This window comes from Citrobacter sp. wls826, assembly GCF_005281245.1.
GTDB classification, from domain to species: domain Bacteria; phylum Pseudomonadota; class Gammaproteobacteria; order Enterobacterales; family Enterobacteriaceae; genus Citrobacter; species Citrobacter braakii.
Genome location: NZ_SZWS01000054.1, coordinates 41546 through 58901 on the forward strand (window position 1 = coordinate 41546; position 17356 = coordinate 58901).

Genomic DNA, 17356 nt, shown 5'->3' on the forward strand with positions numbered 1-17356 from the left:
CCACGAAGCCCCCTTCACCCTGGACGGGTTCGAAAATAATCGCCGCGACCTGGGTGGGATCGATATCGGCTTTAAACAGGCGCTCAATCGCTTTGATGGAGTCCGCCGTAGAAATCCCCTGCAACTCGCAAGGATACGGTGCGTGGTAAACCGAGCCAGGGAACGGGCCGAACCCTTTTTTATACGGCGCCACCTTGCCGGTTAACGCCATCGTCATGTAGGTACGCCCATGAAAACCGCCGCCAAAAGCAATAACGCCAGGACGGCCGGTATGTGCGCGCGCAATTTTCACCGCATTTTCGACCGCTTCAGCCCCGGTGGTGAAGAATGTAGTTTTGCGCTTGCCGTCGATTGGCGCAACGGCGTTGATTTTCTCAGCCAAAGACACATAGCTTTCGTACGGGACAATCTGATAAGCCGTATGGGTAAAAGCCTGCAGTTGCGCTTCGACTGCCTGCACCAGGCGAGGATGACGGTGTCCGGTGTTCAGCACGGCAATCCCGGCGGCAAAATCAATGTACTGATTGCCTTCGATATCGGTAATTGTGCTGTTTTCTGCTGACTGGGCATAAAAATCACACATTACACCCACACCACGCGGGGTGGCATCCAGACGACGTTGTTGCAGGTTTTTATTGTTCATTCTCTACACCTTGTCCATTAATACATTTAGGTTGAATTACCCTTTAAATTTAGACGCCATCTGGTACTTTAATCGAGAGCCAAATCGTTTTATTTTAAGGATCCAAATGCGTTCACTTGCCGGAGATGTGATCAAGCAGGCATTTAGCCAGCAGACCGATGAAAAGCTGCATCGTCGCCTGTATGCCGCCATCTGCAGTTGCATCCTCGAAGGTAGCCTGAAACCGGCTACCCGAATGCCTCCGTCGCGTGACCTGGCAGGCGAACTGACGCTATCGCGCAATACCGTCCTGCGGGTTTACGAGCAATTGCAGGCCGAAGGTTATATTTCCGCGCGCACCAGCAGCGGCACGTTTGTCACCGACAGCGTGCTGGACAATCTTGACCTGCGTCCCCACAAAGAGCCCGTTGCCGCCACACTGGAGGATCACACCCGCTTATCTGCCCGCTGCCTTGAGCTGCTGGGCCATGCCAGCGCCAGCCCTCGTCAATGGGGCGCATTTATTCCAGGCGTGCCTGATGTGGAGCATTTCCCTCACCGGGTGCTCAAAAAAATTCAGGATCGGCTGGCGAGACGGTTGCGCCCGGAGTTTCTCACTTACGATGCCGCAGGCGGCGTGACTGAGCTGAAAGAAGCGCTGGCAGACTATCTGCGCACCGCACGCGGGGTGCGGTGTTCACCGGAGCAAATTCTGATTACTGAAGGTATTCACCAGGCGCTGGATCTGGTGACCCGGACGCTATGCAACCCGGGGGATAACGCCTGGATTGAGGAGCCGGGCTACTGGGGAATCAAAAATATTCTGCGCATCAATGCGGTTAACTTTTCGGCGATCCCGGTTGATGAACAAGGTATGGTGCCGCTGGAGGCTGGCGAATCTGCGCCAAAGCTGATTTTTGTGACACCGTCACATCAATATCCGCTCGGTTCGGTAATGAGCCTCAACCGCCGTCGGGCACTTCTCTTTCGCGCACGTGAAACGCGAAGCTGGATAGTGGAAGATGACTACGACAGCGAGTTTCGCTTTTCCGGCCAGCCAATTCCATCATTGCAGGGACTGGAAGAAGAGACGCCGGTCATCTATATCGGGACATTCAGTAAAACACTCTATCCCGCACTGCGGCTCGGTTATGTGGTACTGCCCAAACCGCTCGCCGCGCCGCTGAAGAAGGTTCATAACGACCTCTATCGTGGTGGACATTTGCTGATTCAGGCAGCGCTGGCGGAGTTTATCCGCGAGGGTTACTACGCGGCGCACATTCGTAAAATGCGCCAGTTATACAGTCGTCGCCGCCAGACGTTGGTGGAGCTTATCAGCCGCCAGTTGGGCGAGCAGTATCTTGGCTCCTTCAGCAGCAACGCCGGGCTGCACATGATTCTACAGTTGCCCGTCGGGAGCGATGACGTTGTCATTGCCCAACAGGCAAATGCGCAAGGGCTGCTGGTGCGCCCGCTGTCTCGCTACTACGTGAATGAAGAGAAACGCAGCGGCCTGCTGCTGGGATTTGCCAGTATTGAAGAGCATGAAATGGCGGCGGCGTTTACCCGACTGGTGGGTATTATCAGAGTAAACGCCGTTTAAGCACTGCCGGATGGCGCTGCAAGCACCTTGTCCGGCCGACATGCTGTTTAATGTGACGCTTTTTTAATCCCTGCCAGGTCCTCCTGGCTTACTTCGCCATTCCCTTCTCCCCAACTTTTACGCACGTAATTAATCACATCGCGCATTTCGTTGTCGCTTAACATGCCACCGTAAGCCGGCATCTTAAAGGAGACGCTACCACGCGTTGTCGGTGTTTCTGCGCCGTGGGCAATCACTCTGAATAACGGCGTCGGGTCATCAACCATCACCAGCGGATTGTTGATCAAAGAAGGTGCGTTATCATCCGTACCTTTCCCCTCCAGACCGTGACAGGTGGAGCAGTAGCGGTTATAGGTCACTTTGCCCGCCTCGGGTGAATTCGACCAGGACACCGTAGTTGCCGCTGCGCGCACCGTTTCAGGCTTCTCGCTTTTCAGGCTCAGCAGATATTGCGCGATCGCCGTGGCATCGTCATCGGTCAGGTACTGTGTACTCTGCGTAACGACTTCAGCCATCGAACCTGAAACCGCGGCATGCTTGCTTTTACCGGTCAGCAACAGCGATTTTAATTCCTGCTCAGACATTCCCGTGCCGCGCAGCGAAGGTGCATACCAGCCGTCGATCATCGCGCCGCTCAGGTACTCGGCATCAGCATTGGTATACGCTTTTTCGTTCATCGCCATGCCTCTCGGGGTATGGCAAGAACCGCAGTGTCCGGGACCTTCCACCAGATAAGCGCCCCGTTTTACCAACGCAGCGTTGTCATCCGTTTTCGCACGCTCTACAGCCGTCGCTGGCGCGTCGGTAAACAGCCAGTTCCAGATATGCAGCGGCCAGCGGGCGGAGAGTAGCCACGGAATGGCATTCTCTTTATTGGGCTGCGCAGAGGGGGTGACATCATGCATAAAATAGCGATACAACGCCTTTACATCGTCATCAGAAAGTTTCGCGTAAGAGGGATAAGGCATGGCCGGATAGAGCGGATGACCATCTTTAGCAATTCCCTGACGTACGGCCTTGTCAAAATCCTCGTATGAGTAATTACCAATACCCTGGGTCTTGTCTGGGGTAATGTTGGTCGAATAAATATCCCCTACCGGAGTAGGAAACTTTTTGCCACCCGCCATCGCCGCGCCCCCTTCGGTGGTATGACAGGCCACACAGTCAGAGATACGGGCGATATATTCGCCATTAGATTCCGCTGCACTCACAGAGGCGGTAAACAAACAGGCGGCAAGAACGGTTACGTTACGCATAGATCACCCCATATCCTTGAGTTCATTAACCGCACGCCATGCCTGGTCGATGGCCGTATGGGCATAAGCGCCCCAGTCAGAATCGGAATTAGCGATGGCAATGCGACCAACTGGCTGCCGCGCCCGCTCGATAATTTCTGGCATTTTATCCATATCATCGAACAACGCGTTGGCGTAATACGCATAGCCATGCGCCCAGCGGTTAACCGTAATGGCGGAGATATCGCGTTGATTATCAAAGCCCGTTGAGCCAAACATTTCCTGTAACTGGGAGCGAATCATCTCCTCATGCGTCGCAAATGTGGTCCCCAGTAAATACGCTCGCCCCAGACGGAACTGTTCTCTGGCCGACAAATTACTGCCCGGATAAGTAGGCACATAGACCATGTGAATGACCATCGGATCGTCCGGTGAGGCCGGGTGTTGATACCCGCCGATGCTGACCGGATAGTCGAGCTTAATCCGGCTGTAAGGTGCCGCCGGTGAGTAAAATTCATGCACGCCAAGCTGTTTGAACGCCTGCCAGTTTTTGACCACCACGTTGGTGTACACCAGCGGTGCCTTCACGTTCAGTTTGAGATCCGCCTGCTGCTGTTCCGGCATCTCAGGCACCAGATACGGGATCATCATGTTATAGCCCGCCATGATGGTGTTTTTACCGCGTACGCGATGCATTTTGCCGTCACGCAGATAGGTCACCACCACGCCATCCTCTGTGTTGGCCGCATTAATCACCGTGCTGTTCAGACGCAGGCGCGTGGTGTTTTCCGGCAGATCCAGCTTTTCGTAATGCAGTCTGGCAAGGACAGAGTCTTCCATCGTGTTACCCGGTAGCGCATCCGGCAGCATATACCTGACTAACAGTCGGGCCAGCCCGGCGTTACCGTCAGGGAAATGGTAAACATATGGCTCTTCGAGGTCTGCCAGCGACTCGCCGTCCAACGGCGGTATTCCCAGCGCCTCCATGCCGGGTAATGCGCACGCTCTGGCATCGCTACAGGAAATGCCTTCAATGCCGATGGCAAAGAAGTCATTAGAACGCTGCTGAAAATAGAGCAGCGCCATTTTGCTCAAACCAACTTTTGTGGCCAAAAATTCACTGTAGCTGTGGGTATCCAGCCATTCCATTTTCTCATCGACCGTCATGCCCGGAAGATAGTCGCCAGGATGGACGTGCAGGTCGATCAACGCCTTTCGGTCGTGCTCACTTAGCGGAAAATCATTGATAAAGTCTTCAATTTTACGGCCATTGAGCCTGTTCGGCGGGATATCATCAGATACCGCGCGCCCCGGATCGCCGCTGACGATTTTTGTCTCGCCAAAATTCTTTTTGTCGAAGAAAACGCCACGACTGAGCTGCCAGTCGGGGTAGAAGTTTACGTCAAAACTCTCTTTTAACCGCGTGACGCTGACGCCCACGGTTTCCATCAGTTTTTGCACCTCAGGGCTGAAATTGTGCGCGGGCGACTGGAATGCTTCGCTACCGCCATAGCCGAGTAATTTCTTACCTGAGCTCGTAAATTCGTTACGTTTGGCGTGTCCGCCAAAATCGTCATGGTTATCGAGGATCAGGATCCGGCTATTTTGCCCGGCAAGCTGGCGCCAGAAACAACCGGCAGCCAGCCCGCTAATACCGCCGCCCACAATCACCAGATCGTACTCTTCCTCAACGGGCAGAGCGTTTAAATCAAAATGTTTATGCTCGCGGCCTACTGCATGCGCCATTTCAAACGATCCAGGATGATTACCCCGCAGCCCCGTCAGCCCTGGCGGATAATAATTTCCATCTATAAATGCGTTTCCCTTTCCTGCCGCCCTGACCCATTCCAGCGGGGTAAGCCCCGCCGCAATAGTCACCGCGACGCCGTTGAGAAAATCACGTCTGGTAATTGCCATTAACTTTTTTCCTTATTGCTACACACAGCCCTAAATACGACACAAATAAGAGATGTCCCCCTTCATAGTAATAAAGGGGTACAGCCGACTATTTCCCTGGCTTTAACTCTTCATCCAGTTTTTTAGAATCATAATAATCACCCTGCCAGGTGATTTTACCTGCTTTAACATGAATATAGCTGACACCTTCAAATTTTATCGGATTATTTGTCGGCGGACTCCCTGCCCATTCACCACTATTTTTGCCAGAAAACTCCCAACGAAACGCCACGGTATCTTCGTCGTAAACGGGTTTGCCGACCATTTTCCAGCTCAGATCTGGCACCGCCTTAATAAAGGCACCGATAACGTCTTTTTCAGCTTTTTCTCTGCCATTTATCGGTTCGCCAGCGGCGGCATCATAATAGACTGCGTCATCAGCAAGATATTGCGCGGCTCGCGAAGCATCGTGTGCATTCCAGGCCGCCATGTACTCTTTAACGGTATTCAGCGATGTGCTTTCTGCCAGGCTATAGCCCGAGAACATCACGAATGAAAGCACCGCTATGTTTAATGTTTTCATCGACATCCTCTCTATTCAGAAATGTCACACATGATATGTTTCACCCGGGTATATTCTTCGAGCGAGTAGGATGAGAGATCTTTGCCATAACCCGATTTTTTGAACCCGCCGTGCGGCATTTCGGCGCACAAAGGAATGTGATTGTTAATCCACACGGTGCCAAAATCGAGGTCAATGCTGAAGCGCTGTGCGCGACCATGGTTACTGGTCCAGACGCTGGCGGCCAGACCATATTCCACATCATTCGCTTTGTGTAGACCCTCTTCATCAGTCGAAAACGGCTGAATAGTCATTACCGGTCCAAATACTTCATGCTGAATAGCTTCGTCATGTTGATGCAATCCGGAGACGATCGTCGGCTCAAAATAGAAGCCCGGACCTGGCCCGGCACGCCCACCCGTTTCAATTTTTGCATGTGCCGGTAAACGCGCAATAAAGCCTTTCACCTGCTCCAGTTGGTTTTTACTGTTCAATGCGCCATATAGCGCAGCCTGATCCGCTGGCGGTCCAAATTTAATACTCTTCGTTTTCTGAACCAGCTTTTCCAGGAATTCAGCGTAGATGGATTGTTCGACCAGAATACGCGTAGCCGCCGTGCAATCCTGGCCAGCATTGAAGAAGCCTGCCGTGGTAATCGTCGCGATCGCCTTGTCCATATCTGCATCAGCAAACACCACCGCAGGCGCTTTCCCGCCCAATTCCAGATGCGCCTTGGTCAGGTTCGCCGCTGCCGAAGCCGCAACCTGTAGACCCGCGCGGACCGAACCGGTAATCGAAACCAGTGAGGCCTTCGGGTTTGAAACCACCAGCGAACCGGTACTGGCTTTACCTAATACGACGTTAAACGCCCCTCTTGGGAACAACGGCGCGGCCAGTTCAGCTAACAGCAGCGTGCTGACCGGCGTGGTGTCGCTGGGTTTTAATACGACCGTATTGCCTGCCGCCAGCGCTGGCGCAATCTTCCATACCGCCATCATGAACGGGTAGTTCCATGGCGTGACTTGTCCAACGATACCCAGCGGTTCACGGCGGATAGTCGAGGTAAACCCGGCGGAATATTCTCCTGCCGCTTTCCCTTCAAGACAGCGCGCCGCACCGGCAAAAAAGCGGATGGCATCGCAGGATGCCGCGATCTCTTCCTTCTCAATAAAATGGCGAAGCTGACCGGTCTCCTGACTCTGCGCGTTCACCAGCCGCTCAACGTTTCGTTCAATCTCATCTGCCAGTTGCAATAACGCCTTTTGCCGCTGTGCCGGCGTCGATTTTCGCCAGATGCTAAACGCCGCCTCCGCCGCCGAGTAGGCCTGCTCCACCTCTTCCGCATTGGCGTTGGGTGATAATGCGTACGTTTCGCCGTCGACCGGACTCACCAGTTCGAAGGTATCTTCGCTACGACCTGCTACATATTGCCCATTGATAAAATGCTTCAGGGTTTTCATGTCTTTCTCCTGCCCGTTAATACATAAAGAATCTTATGTAATATATATATTGTAAAAGATTTTCAAATGCGCAACATTGACACTATGATAAGCCTCGCATTTTTAACTTAATTTTTACATTTTCGGGATAAGGCTTTTCATCGTGAGCCAACGCGTTTGCTCAGCTCATCATGAGGTTATCGGGACACACATCCGCTTGTGCAGTGACGTTGCGCATAGGCATGTAAAATAACTCGGCCATTCTTACCTTCCTTGCCTGACGGGCATGTGTTAAAAATGGTCGTTGTTTCAGGGAATTGAGTGCAGAAAAGATTATGATTACTCACGCGGTCATATTTGCGCCTATCGGGCAGGTCAGTCGTTCAGACCAGATAGTGCAGCGCCTGTCAAACGCCATTATCACGGGGTTGCTGGAGCCAAAAGAACAGCTCCCCAACGAAACTGATTTGGCAAAGATGATGGGTGTCTCACATATCACTATCAGAGAAGCGCTAAACACGCTTCGGGCTAATAATCTTATCCATACGGTTCGTGGTCGTAATGGCGGGAGCTTCGTTTGCGAAAATATTGATGGCAAAAACAGCGCCCTGCATCCGTTCAAAGCGATCAGTACGGATTATCTTTCTGACCTGGGCGAAATGCATTGCGCCATTATCAGCCATAGCGCAAGGCTGGCTTCCAGACGGATGACCGGCGCGGATATCGCCAAATTTCGCGAGTTTGTTGAGGTGCTCAGCAAGGCAAACTCACCAGAGCTGATGACCCAGGCCGATATGCGCTGTCTACTGGCGATAGCTGCCAGTTCACATTCGGCGCGACTGGCCAATCAGGAGCTGCAGGTCCAGGCTGAATGGGCATCGCTGGTGGCGATACTTTATCGCGCAGACAACATTCATGCCGAAATTATTGCGCTTTACTCGGCACTGGCCGATGCGCTGGCAGCTCACAATGAGGCAGAATCCGTGCAGCTTGCCACACGGATCATCGACACGTTTACCTATTACCTTATTGAAAAAAAGCTGAAATATAACTCGAACTGACAATCAGTGAAGGCAGGACAGACAATGAGCTCTTCGACATCCTTAAGCGCATTAATTCGTAAGATTGATGATATTACCGCCTCTACCGTAGATTCTACCGTTGCGCTGGCGAGGAGCATCCATGAGGCGATTTCCGGGGTGCAAAAGGCCTCAGCAGAAGTTGTCCTCGATCCATCGGTGAGATCTACCGTTCAGCAACACATCAAGCGCACCCTCAGTAACAATCATTACTGTTCAGGGGCCGGGTTCGCCAGCCATATTGAGAGCACTGCCACCACAAAAGAGTATTGGCTGCTGGAATGGTGGTATAAGAAAGATAATGGTTTGAGTCAGGCGCACCTCGATTTAGATCAGGCCACCCAGCAACGTCTGGATTTCAGAACCTTCGAGTGGTTTAAGCACTCACCTCCGGCAGGAAAAGCCTATATCCACGGCCCCTACGTCGACTATATCTGCAATATTTCCTACACCCTGACCTCGGCAGTGCCGGTCTACTACAACGATCAGTTTCTTGGCGTTGCCGCCGTCGATCTGCTGGTCAGTCAGATTGAGGCCGAACTACTTTCCTGCGCTCATCCTGACTATGTCATTCTGACCAATCTGGAAAACAGAATTATCTTTTCCAGTTGGCCACGTTTTCGCGTGGGTGAATTACTCTCTCCCGCAAACAGTACCGTTGTTTATCAGAGCGACTACTTTATCCTTTATCACTATCAAAACTAAGGGCCCGAAGGCCCTTAGTTTTTAGTTATCCTGCCCCATATTCAGCTTGTTAGCGTAGGCAATGGCGTCATTTTCCGGCGCCGCAGAGCGACCAAACGGTCGGGTCAGGAACATATAGATAAGCCCGGAGCCAACGACAATCGCCAGGCCGAACAGTACCGTCCAACGGTCGATGAAATCGCTGCTGTCTGCCGGTTGCGCCAACAACCAGATCCCACACAATCCATAGGCTAGCGCCAGCACGTTCACAATCACGCCCCAACCGCCAATGGTCCACTCCCCGGCCGGTTTCCAGCCTTTCAGGCGCTGGCGCAGTGCGGCAAGCACAACCATCTGGAACGAGATATAAATACCGATGACGGCAAACGCGGTAATACGCGACAGATTGTCTGGCTGGAAATAGACCCAAACGCAGATGATGACTGGCAGCAGACAGCTAACAACCATCGCATTATCCGGAACACCATTTTTAGAGATCTTTGACATCCACTCACTTCCCGGCAGCATTCTGTCGCGGGAGAAAGAAAAGATAAGACGGCTTAACGCAGCCTGCAGAGACAAAATGCACGACAGCATCGCCACAATCGCGACGATGATAAAGATAGTTGCACCAGTTTCACCAAGAGCTTCATTAAGGATGGCCGGAATCGGGTCAGACGTTTTGCCATTCACGATACTGACCAGATTTGGTGAAGCCAGGAGGTATCCCATGACGGAAATAATCGCCGAAATCGCACCAAATACGATGCTCAAAATCATCGCAACCGGGATCTTTTTACTTGGATTCTGTACCTCTTCCGCAACGTTACCGCAGGCCTCAAAGCCAAAGAACATAAACAGCCCCATCAGCGCGGCAGACATAAACGCGGTGGAATAGCTGCCGTCATGCGCCAGCACGCCCATCGAATCAAAAATTACGGAGAATGGCTGCGAACGGTGGAATATCAGCAGATAAATTCCCAGCGCAATCACGCTAACGATTTCACACCAGAAGCCAATTTTTGCGACCCGAGCCAGATTTTTAGTCCCGGACATATTAACAGCCATCATCAAAAGCAGCAGCAGGACGGAAGTCGCCAACATAGTGGCTGGCGTCTGACCATAGTGGAAGAGCGACTCAACAAATGTTGAAGTATATTCCGCGATTGACGTAATGGTGACCACCAGTGCCCACAGGTAAATCCAGGCAGCGATCCACGCATATTTCTTGCCCCATAACCTTCTGGCCCACGGATAAAGCCCGCCGGTTATCGGATACTGGGAAGCGACCTCACCAAACACCAACGCCACCAAAAGTTGTCCACATGCGACGATTAAAATCCACCAGACTGCGGGCGGCCCCGCCAGCGTTACGGCCAGTGCAAACAGCGAATAGACGGCGGTAAGCGGCGAAAGGTAGGTAAAACCCAACGCAAAGTTTGAAATAAGACCGATCGAGCGATTGAACTGTTCTTTGCCATCTTTTTGAAAATTATCGTTTTTCTTATCAGGTGTCTGTTCCATATAGCTTTCTCTTTTGTGGAATAGTCGCAGGGTTGAATAATTAATGTATAAAAGATATTAAGTTATATGTATAGTGATTTTGTCGCTAATTTGTTAAAAATGATCGCACATCACGTTAATGAAAAAGTGAAAGTAGAACAGTCGAGGGCACAAGCATTTTTCGGTATTTCCGCTTCACGGTTCTTTAGCAATTGCGAATTGTTGGCCAACTGGCGGGTAAACAGGCACCCCGAATTGAGTTCGACGCTAAGTAGCAAGAATCGCTGCTGTTAAGCAACATTTTTGCAATATAATAATGTGATGTTAAACGCTGAACCTGAGCAGGTGAATGATGGAAATTGATCTCGATAATCTGGTCTTTGATGGACTGGAAGAAGCGCAAGAGCGTAATGCTGAACGTCTGGAAGATGCAGACAAGAAAGCGCAGGACATTATTGCTGATAATGACTGCGGCGACGCCTGTAAAATCTGATTTCCAAACCGGCGCAATGCCGGTTTTTTTTACCGCCAGACTATGCCCCTCCTCTTATCTACATTTCCCATCGCGTTTACCCATTGTTAACACCGCTTTCACTAATAACATTTTGTAAATAGATAAGAATTTTTTCTTATTTTGTCCTGAACGTAAGGTATGGGAGCGTAAAAAGCACAAACCAAAAACGACAGGGATTTACATCATGATGGCAACGAAAACTTACCGCGCTAAAAAAACACTGTTGGCACTCGGCGTGCTGCTGGCCACCGGCATTGCCGCCTCGCAGGCTCAGGCTGACCAACTGGCCGATATCAAAGCCGCAGGTGTAGTAAAAGTTGCGACATTCGACGCGAATCCGCCGTTTGGCTCCGTCGATGCCAAAACGCATAAGATTGTCGGCTATGACGTTGATTTTGCTGAAGCGCTGGCAAAATCCCTCGGCGTAAAACTGGAACTGGTAGCGACTAATCCGGCAAACCGCATTCCGTTATTACAATCCGGTAAAGCCGATTTAATCGTGGCGGATATCACGATTACGCCTGAGCGGGCGCAGGTCATTGACTTCTCCGTCCCCTATTTTGTTACCGGGCAGCAGTTCCTGGTACCGGCCAAATCCCCGGACCAGCTCGATGCATACAGCAAAGCGCGAATCGGTGCGGTGAAAGGCACTACCGGTGAGCAGGCGCTCCATCAGCGCTTCCCGCAGTCGCGTGTGCTGGCCTACGACGATATTCCACTGGCGTTAACCGCGCTACGCAATGGCAATGTTCAGGCCATCACCCAGGACAGTACGATTCTGGCCGGTCTATTAAGCGGTGCGCCGGATAAAGCAGATTTCAAAATTCTGCCAGACCTGCTGAGCAAAGAAGAGATTGGCGTGGGAGTGAAAAAAGGTGAGCCAGCGCTGTTAAAAGCCGTCAATGATGAGCTTTTGAGGCTGGAATCTACCGGGCAGGCGGCAAAAATATATGATGTCTGGTTTGGCCCTGAAACCAAAAATCCGCAACCCCGCGCCTTTAAAATAGAAGCGAAGTAATATGCTCTCAGCCCTGTTTCATCGTTGTGCAGTTTCCGCGGCGGATTTTACCCATTTGCGCCAGGCAAGCGTCGAACTGCGCAATGTCATCAAACAGTTTGACACTCACACTGTACTTAACGGCGTCAGCCTGTCAGTTGAACCCGGTGAAGTGGTGACTATTCTGGGCCCTTCTGGCTCAGGAAAATCCACGCTTATACGCCTTATCAACCAGCTTGAGTCGCTCAGCGGTGGCGAGATTTTCATTGATGACAAACCAATTAGTCAGTTGCGCGGGGCAGCATTACGCCAGTTACGCAGCCGTATCGGTTTCGTTTTTCAGCAATTCAATCTCTATTCGCATCTGACAGCGCATCAGAACATCTCACTGGCGCTGGAATATGTTCACGGCTGGAACAAGGCGGCAGCGGCGCGTCGGGCACTCGAATTGCTGGATCAGGTGGGACTGGCAGAAAAAGCGAGCGCTTATGCCGCACAGTTGTCCGGTGGGCAGCAACAGCGCGTGGCCATCGCCCGCGCGCTGGCCTCATCGCCGCAAATCCTTCTGTTTGATGAGCCCACCTCCGCGCTGGATCCAGAAATGATCGGCGAGGTATTACAGGTGATGAAAAACCTGGCCCACAGCGGTATCACCATGATCGTCGTGACCCATGAAATGCATTTTGCCCGTGAGATTGCCGATCGCGTGGTATTCATCGATGGCGGAGAAATTCTTGAAGTGGCCGCGCCGGAGGATTTTTTCACCCGGCCACAGCACCCGAGAACCCAGCGTTTCCTGAAAAAAGTGCTCGACCCGTTACACCAGGAGTCATCGCTATAATGCTTGCAATGGACTGGCAGGGAGTGCTGAGCGGGCAACCTCTGCAATGGATAATTTCCGGTTTTCTCACCACGCTCTGGGTGACACTGGCAGGTGTCGTACTCGCCACGCTCATTGCCATCTTCCTACTCGGGCTGCGTCTGACGGGCCATCGCTTCAACAAAGCGGTGGTCAGTGTATGGGTTTCGGTGTTTCGCAACACGCCTTTACTGGTGCAACTGATGTTCTGGTATTTTGCCGCATGGAACTGGCTGCCCCGCAACGTCATTACCTTCATCAATGCAGAGCATCCCTGGTCTATTCTGCCAGGCGATGTCTGGTGGTTAACACCAGAGTTTATCTGTTCAGCATGGGGGCTGGGCGTATTTACCTCGGCATTTTTGGTCGAGGAGATCGCCTCTGGTTTACAGGCGGTTTCTGCCGGACAACGTGAGGCTGCCGTGGCGCAGGGTTTTTCATCCTGGGCGACGTTTCGTCACATTCTGCTTCCTCAGGGACTGGCGAACGCCTGGCAACCCATTGTTGGGCAATACCTTAACCTGATGAAACTTTCCTCGCTTGCCAGTGGTATTGGATTTGCTGAGCTAACCTACCAGGTGAGGCAAATTGAGAGCTACAACGCGCACGCGCTGGAAGCCTTTGCTGTTGGCACTGCGCTCTATCTGTTCACCGGCATCATTCTGGGTATGCTGCTTACGCGTCTTGGCCCACGGCCTGCATCGGGTAAATCGTCCAAGGTTAAAACGCGTATCTTCAGCGTCAGGAGCATACTGCATGATCGCTAACATTTCGGTCATTACCGACAATCTTGATTATCTCCTGTGGGGACGGGTGGCGGATGGACAACCCGGCGGCGTTCTGCTCACGTTGTTGATGGCTCTCGGCGCGGCGCTGCTGGCCTTGCCTGGTGGGATAGTTCTTGCCTGCTGCGCCTGGCGTTTTCCAGGCACGGTTCGCAACGGGTTGTTTATCTGGGCGGAGTTTATTCGCGGCATTCCGCTAATCTTTGTGATTTTCTGGATGTGGTATTTGCTACCCATGCTAACCGGAAGCGATCTCCCTGGAGCCTTTACCGTGACGCTGGCGCTGGCATGGTTCACCGCTGCCTCGGTCATGCACTCAGTGTATGCAGGAATTAGCGCGCTGCCTGGCGGGCAATATGATGCTGCCGTGGTTCAGGGTTTTCGCCCGTATCAGGCCCTGTGGCTTATCTTATTGCCGCAGGTGCTGCGTAACGTACTGCCATCGCTGACGGGGATTTTTATTGGATTACTGAAGGACACGTCGCTGGCGTTTATCGTTAACGTGCCGGAACTCACAACGGTTGCGGGTCAGGTTAACAGCCGGGTACAAATCTATCCGGCAGCCATTTTTATCTTTACCGGACTGGTCTATTACCTGCTGTGCCTGAGCCTGGAGAAAATCACCCAACGCCGCTTCGCGCTAAAATGAGATCACGGCTCAACATTCCACAAACTGGTGGTCTTCGTTGAGCCGATATTTCACGCCCGCCCGGATGTTATTTTCCCCCTCAACGGCAAGCGCAAAACGCATTCTCTCGCCATCGTGATAGGCCAGCGCCGCGCAACCGCCGGGACCGAGTATTATCGAATCGACAACACCGGTACTGGCAACAACGGCGTTCTCTCCGCTGGCAATAATGTGGATGTTGTCGGCGCAGTTGGCGATTTTAGACTCTGCGCCAAAACAGGCCAACTGGGTTAAATCACCACCGCAGGCAATCCGATTTCTGTCGCCGAGCGAACTGATGCGTACGCGCATGCCGGTACTGGCGATACGCGTCCCGTCACCCACGCTACTGATACGTGCCGAATTTCCCGCAACCGCAATTCGCCCGCGATCGCCTGAACTGCCGATATGCGCGTTATAGCCTACGCTACCAATACGTGCGCTGTAACCTGCGCTGGCGATCTGTGCGGCATACCCGGCGCTGGTGATTTTAACGTTATCGCCTGCACAACTGAATCGGGCATTATCTTCCGCACTCGCCAGCGGACGGCTGATTTCCCCCGCCGTTTGCACACGGGAAATATTCCCCATCGCACGAATATCCTGCTGGGCAAAACTCGCCTCTTCCCGCCATTTTGACCAGCCGTATTCCACCAGGCTATTTGCCCAGTCTGTATACCCATCCCGCTGGAGCGCACGATGGACATCAGCATAGCTTCCGCCAGTTGGAAACGCGCGTAGAAACCAGCGATACATTACGGGCCCAACGCGCCAGGCCCGTAAGTCACTTCGCGTAATCATCATCGCTTAATGCCGGTGATAGCCATCCACCATACACTTGAAGGTTTCGCCCGGCGTACGACCTGTCGTGCAGAGATAAAGATGCCCAAAAATGAAAAACAGACTGATTATTGCCAGCGCGAAGTGCGCCTGGAGCAACCAGTAACGCACGCCGGGGAACAGGTCACCGACAACCGTCGGATAGAGCGATAACAACCCTGAGATCAGCAGCAGTGGCAGTAAGCCGTACATCACGCCAACATAGGCCGCCTGCTGTAGCGGGTTGAATTTAGAACGCTTTGATGCCGGGAATGGGTGTGACTCGCCCTGCATAATGCCAAACAGGTAAAAACGCGTTTGTCTTTGCGCTCGTCCGATCCAGCCCTGACGTTGAATAATATAGTGATGCCCGTTGCCGCCAATCAGATTGATCAGGACAAAGCCAATCCAGCAGGCGAGCAGCAAAAAGCCGCAGACCTCATGCACGGTAAGCAGGCTTTTCATCACCGACGCACTGACGACGGAGAAGTGATTGACCAGGCCACTGACCAGAAGTAGCAGAAATAGCAGCGCATTCGACCAGTGCCACAAACGAACGGCCTTCGAGTATAAATAGACTTTCTCACCGTGCCCTGCCGACGCTTTATGCGCGGCCCGAAAGCGCAGCATGGCGTGTAGCGCCAGCACCAGCCACATCCCCACCAGCATTAACCCGGCGATGACCAACCACACAGGCCAGTAGTCCGGTGAAAACAGGGGAACAAACTGCGCAAGCTGGGCGTGAAACTGTTCGGCATTCTGCGACGCGTTCATACATTTTCCTTTTTAATCAAATGTTGACCGAACCGACGATACAGATGGGGTTTCCCGGCGCCTGCAAGTTGATGCTCGTAATACTTATTTTCTCTCAACCAGGTCTGAATTTCCGGGCTATCTTCGCGACCAAAAATCAGCGCATGTTCCGGGCAGGCGTTAACACAGATCGGCGGGAAACCTTTCGCCAGACGAGATTCAGCGCAGAAGTCGCATTTATCCGCCACTTTGGTCTGCGGGTTGAGATAACGCACCTGATAAGGACACGCGCCAATACAGTAACTGCAGCCGATACAGGAAGACGTGTCTACCCGCACAATGCCGTTGTCATCTCGCCATGAGGCGCCGGTCGGACACACCTCAATACAGGGGGCATCATCACAGTGCTGGCAGGACTGACGGAAGTAGTGATACAGCGTTTCGTTGTCGTTGTCCGAAACCGGAATATGAGCTATCGACAAACGGCTACCCTGCGCAGGTACATGATTGGTTTTCCTGCATGCGCGGGCGCAGATATTACATCCGTTACACAGTGATTCATCGTGAATCATGACGTAATGTACGTCTTTAGAACTCCTGGTACTCGCTAACAGATTTTGACCTGGGCCAGTGAAAAAAATCACCGTCCCCATGCCAATGACAAATTTTCGTCGGGTGAAGGACATCGGGTTATCCTCTAATACTGTGACAGTGGTCGTCCACACGTTCCATGACATCAACCTGAATAATTCAGGGGTTCTGATACTGCTCAACCTCAAGCCATTCGCACAGGCCGTACGCTTTGCCATAACTCATAAAACGTTCGCTGAACAAATAAGGCTCCGCATTTGACGATTCCACAGTCCGTATATCTGCATAATCAGGATGCGTTTCCATGGCCGTGAGCGCAGCGGCAATCTGTTGAGACTCAAAGCGATACGGCGGTTGCGTCAACATGGCGACCTTATAAGGGCGAGGATACGTTCGACAGTCGAAGCGTACCGCCTCGGCAATCGCACGGCAGATGTCGTTTTCCACCACCTGCACACACATGTCGGCGTAATTTGCCGTCATGGTTTGCGTCGAATAGAAATATGCTTCTTCCGCACCCTGCACACAGGTGATATCCGCACCATTCGCGTCCTGGCCCAGCACATCCAGCAGCGCGGAAAGATCGGTTTCAGGAACCGAATAAGGCGGCAGCAAAAAGACACTGCGCGCCACCAGTTGCCCCGATGCTGAATGCTGACGGATAAAATCTGCCACAATCGACTCCGGGCTGGCTGGTTCCTGAACCTGGGGCGCATTCATCTGTTCTACAGGCGGGTGAAACGCCTGC

At 52.4% G+C, this 17356-nt stretch carries 18 protein-coding genes; 8 read left to right on the top strand and 10 right to left on the bottom strand.

The window, feature by feature from the left end:
- A partial coding sequence (locus FDW87_RS22665) for an aminotransferase class III-fold pyridoxal phosphate-dependent enzyme (protein WP_252363187.1) occupies positions 1–643 on the bottom strand: 643 nt, incomplete at its 3' end.
- Positions 644–749: 106 nt separating this feature from the next.
- On the opposite strand from FDW87_RS22665, the gene FDW87_RS14225 reads away from it, so the two are divergent.
- The gene (locus FDW87_RS14225) at positions 750–2225 is read left to right on the top strand and encodes a PLP-dependent aminotransferase family protein (RefSeq protein ID WP_075849240.1); all 1476 of its coding nucleotides are present in this window, start codon (positions 750–752) and stop codon (positions 2223–2225) included.
- 47 nt (positions 2226–2272) lie between these two features.
- Here FDW87_RS14225 and FDW87_RS14230 read toward each other — a convergent pair whose 3' ends face one another.
- The 4 genes from FDW87_RS14230 to FDW87_RS14245 all read right to left on the bottom strand — a co-directional run bounded on the left by FDW87_RS14230 (position 2273) and on the right by FDW87_RS14245 (position 7378).
- Complete coding sequence (locus tag FDW87_RS14230; protein WP_137379872.1) at positions 2273–3481, bottom strand: cytochrome c; 1209 nt, start codon at positions 3479–3481, stop codon at positions 2273–2275.
- Positions 3482–3484: 3 nt separating this feature from the next.
- Positions 3485–5377 carry an FAD/NAD(P)-binding protein gene (locus FDW87_RS14235; protein ID WP_019076696.1) on the bottom strand — a complete coding sequence of 631 codons (1893 nt, stop codon included), beginning with the start codon at positions 5375–5377 and terminating at the stop codon, positions 3485–3487.
- Between the two features lie 88 nt (positions 5378–5465).
- Positions 5466–5939: an ester cyclase gene (locus tag FDW87_RS14240; RefSeq protein WP_052733163.1), complete on the bottom strand. Its 474-nt coding sequence runs from the start codon at positions 5937–5939 to the stop codon at positions 5466–5468.
- Positions 5940–5950: 11 nt separating this feature from the next.
- Entirely contained in the window at positions 5951–7378 is a 1428-nt protein-coding gene (locus tag FDW87_RS14245; protein WP_016152934.1) for a gamma-aminobutyraldehyde dehydrogenase, read from the bottom strand.
- A 314-nt stretch (positions 7379–7692) separates the two neighbouring features.
- Here FDW87_RS14245 and FDW87_RS14250 point away from each other — a divergent pair, with 314 nt between their 5' ends.
- Positions 7693–8418: a FadR/GntR family transcriptional regulator gene (locus FDW87_RS14250; RefSeq protein ID WP_016156385.1), complete on the top strand. Its 726-nt coding sequence runs from the start codon at positions 7693–7695 to the stop codon at positions 8416–8418.
- Between the two features lie 24 nt (positions 8419–8442).
- Positions 8443–9141 (top strand): cache domain-containing protein, encoded by a 699-nt coding sequence (locus tag FDW87_RS14255; protein ID WP_049040490.1) that lies wholly within the window; start codon positions 8443–8445, stop codon positions 9139–9141.
- A 21-nt stretch (positions 9142–9162) separates the two neighbouring features.
- Here the strand turns inward: FDW87_RS14255 and FDW87_RS14260 are convergent, their stop codons facing one another.
- The gene (locus FDW87_RS14260) at positions 9163–10644 is read right to left on the bottom strand and encodes an APC family permease (RefSeq protein ID WP_016152931.1); all 1482 of its coding nucleotides are present in this window, start codon (positions 10642–10644) and stop codon (positions 9163–9165) included.
- Positions 10645–10975: 331 nt separating this feature from the next.
- Here FDW87_RS14260 and FDW87_RS14265 point away from each other — a divergent pair, with 331 nt between their 5' ends.
- The 5 genes from FDW87_RS14265 (at position 10976) to FDW87_RS14285 (ending at position 14427) form a co-directional block, all read left to right on the top strand.
- Entirely contained in the window at positions 10976–11116 is a 141-nt protein-coding gene (locus tag FDW87_RS14265; RefSeq protein ID WP_016152930.1) for a hypothetical protein, read from the top strand.
- Positions 11117–11321: 205 nt separating this feature from the next.
- Positions 11322–12155 carry an ABC transporter substrate-binding protein gene (locus tag FDW87_RS14270; RefSeq protein WP_047417771.1) on the top strand — a complete coding sequence of 278 codons (834 nt, stop codon included), beginning with the start codon at positions 11322–11324 and terminating at the stop codon, positions 12153–12155.
- Between the two features lies 1 nt (position 12156).
- A complete protein-coding gene (locus FDW87_RS14275) occupies positions 12157–12975 on the top strand; it encodes an amino acid ABC transporter ATP-binding protein (protein ID WP_047417775.1) in 819 nt (272 codons plus the stop codon).
- Complete coding sequence (locus FDW87_RS14280) at positions 12975–13760, top strand: amino acid ABC transporter permease (RefSeq protein WP_131379221.1); 786 nt, start codon at positions 12975–12977, stop codon at positions 13758–13760. The genes FDW87_RS14275 and FDW87_RS14280 overlap by 1 nt, the downstream gene beginning before the upstream one ends.
- Positions 13750–14427 carry an amino acid ABC transporter permease gene (locus FDW87_RS14285; RefSeq protein ID WP_131379219.1) on the top strand — a complete coding sequence of 226 codons (678 nt, stop codon included), beginning with the start codon at positions 13750–13752 and terminating at the stop codon, positions 14425–14427. Before FDW87_RS14280 ends, FDW87_RS14285 begins: the two co-directional genes overlap by 11 nt.
- Positions 14428–14436: 9 nt before the next feature.
- Here the strand turns inward: FDW87_RS14285 and ydhT are convergent, their stop codons facing one another.
- The 4 genes from ydhT to FDW87_RS14305 form a co-directional block, all read right to left on the bottom strand.
- Complete coding sequence (gene ydhT, locus FDW87_RS14290; RefSeq protein WP_019076691.1) at positions 14437–15249, bottom strand: protein YdhT; 813 nt, start codon at positions 15247–15249, stop codon at positions 14437–14439.
- Between the two features lie 3 nt (positions 15250–15252).
- The gene (gene phsC / locus FDW87_RS14295) at positions 15253–16038 is read right to left on the bottom strand and encodes a thiosulfate reductase cytochrome B subunit (RefSeq protein ID WP_049040486.1); all 786 of its coding nucleotides are present in this window, start codon (positions 16036–16038) and stop codon (positions 15253–15255) included.
- Positions 16035–16703: a 4Fe-4S dicluster domain-containing protein gene (locus tag FDW87_RS14300; RefSeq protein ID WP_016152923.1), complete on the bottom strand. Its 669-nt coding sequence runs from the start codon at positions 16701–16703 to the stop codon at positions 16035–16037. The genes phsC and FDW87_RS14300 overlap by 4 nt, the downstream gene beginning before the upstream one ends.
- A gap of 64 nt (positions 16704–16767) precedes the next feature.
- Positions 16768–17356: YdhW family putative oxidoreductase system protein (locus FDW87_RS14305; RefSeq protein ID WP_137379927.1), on the bottom strand; the 589-nt coding region annotated here is incomplete at its 5' end.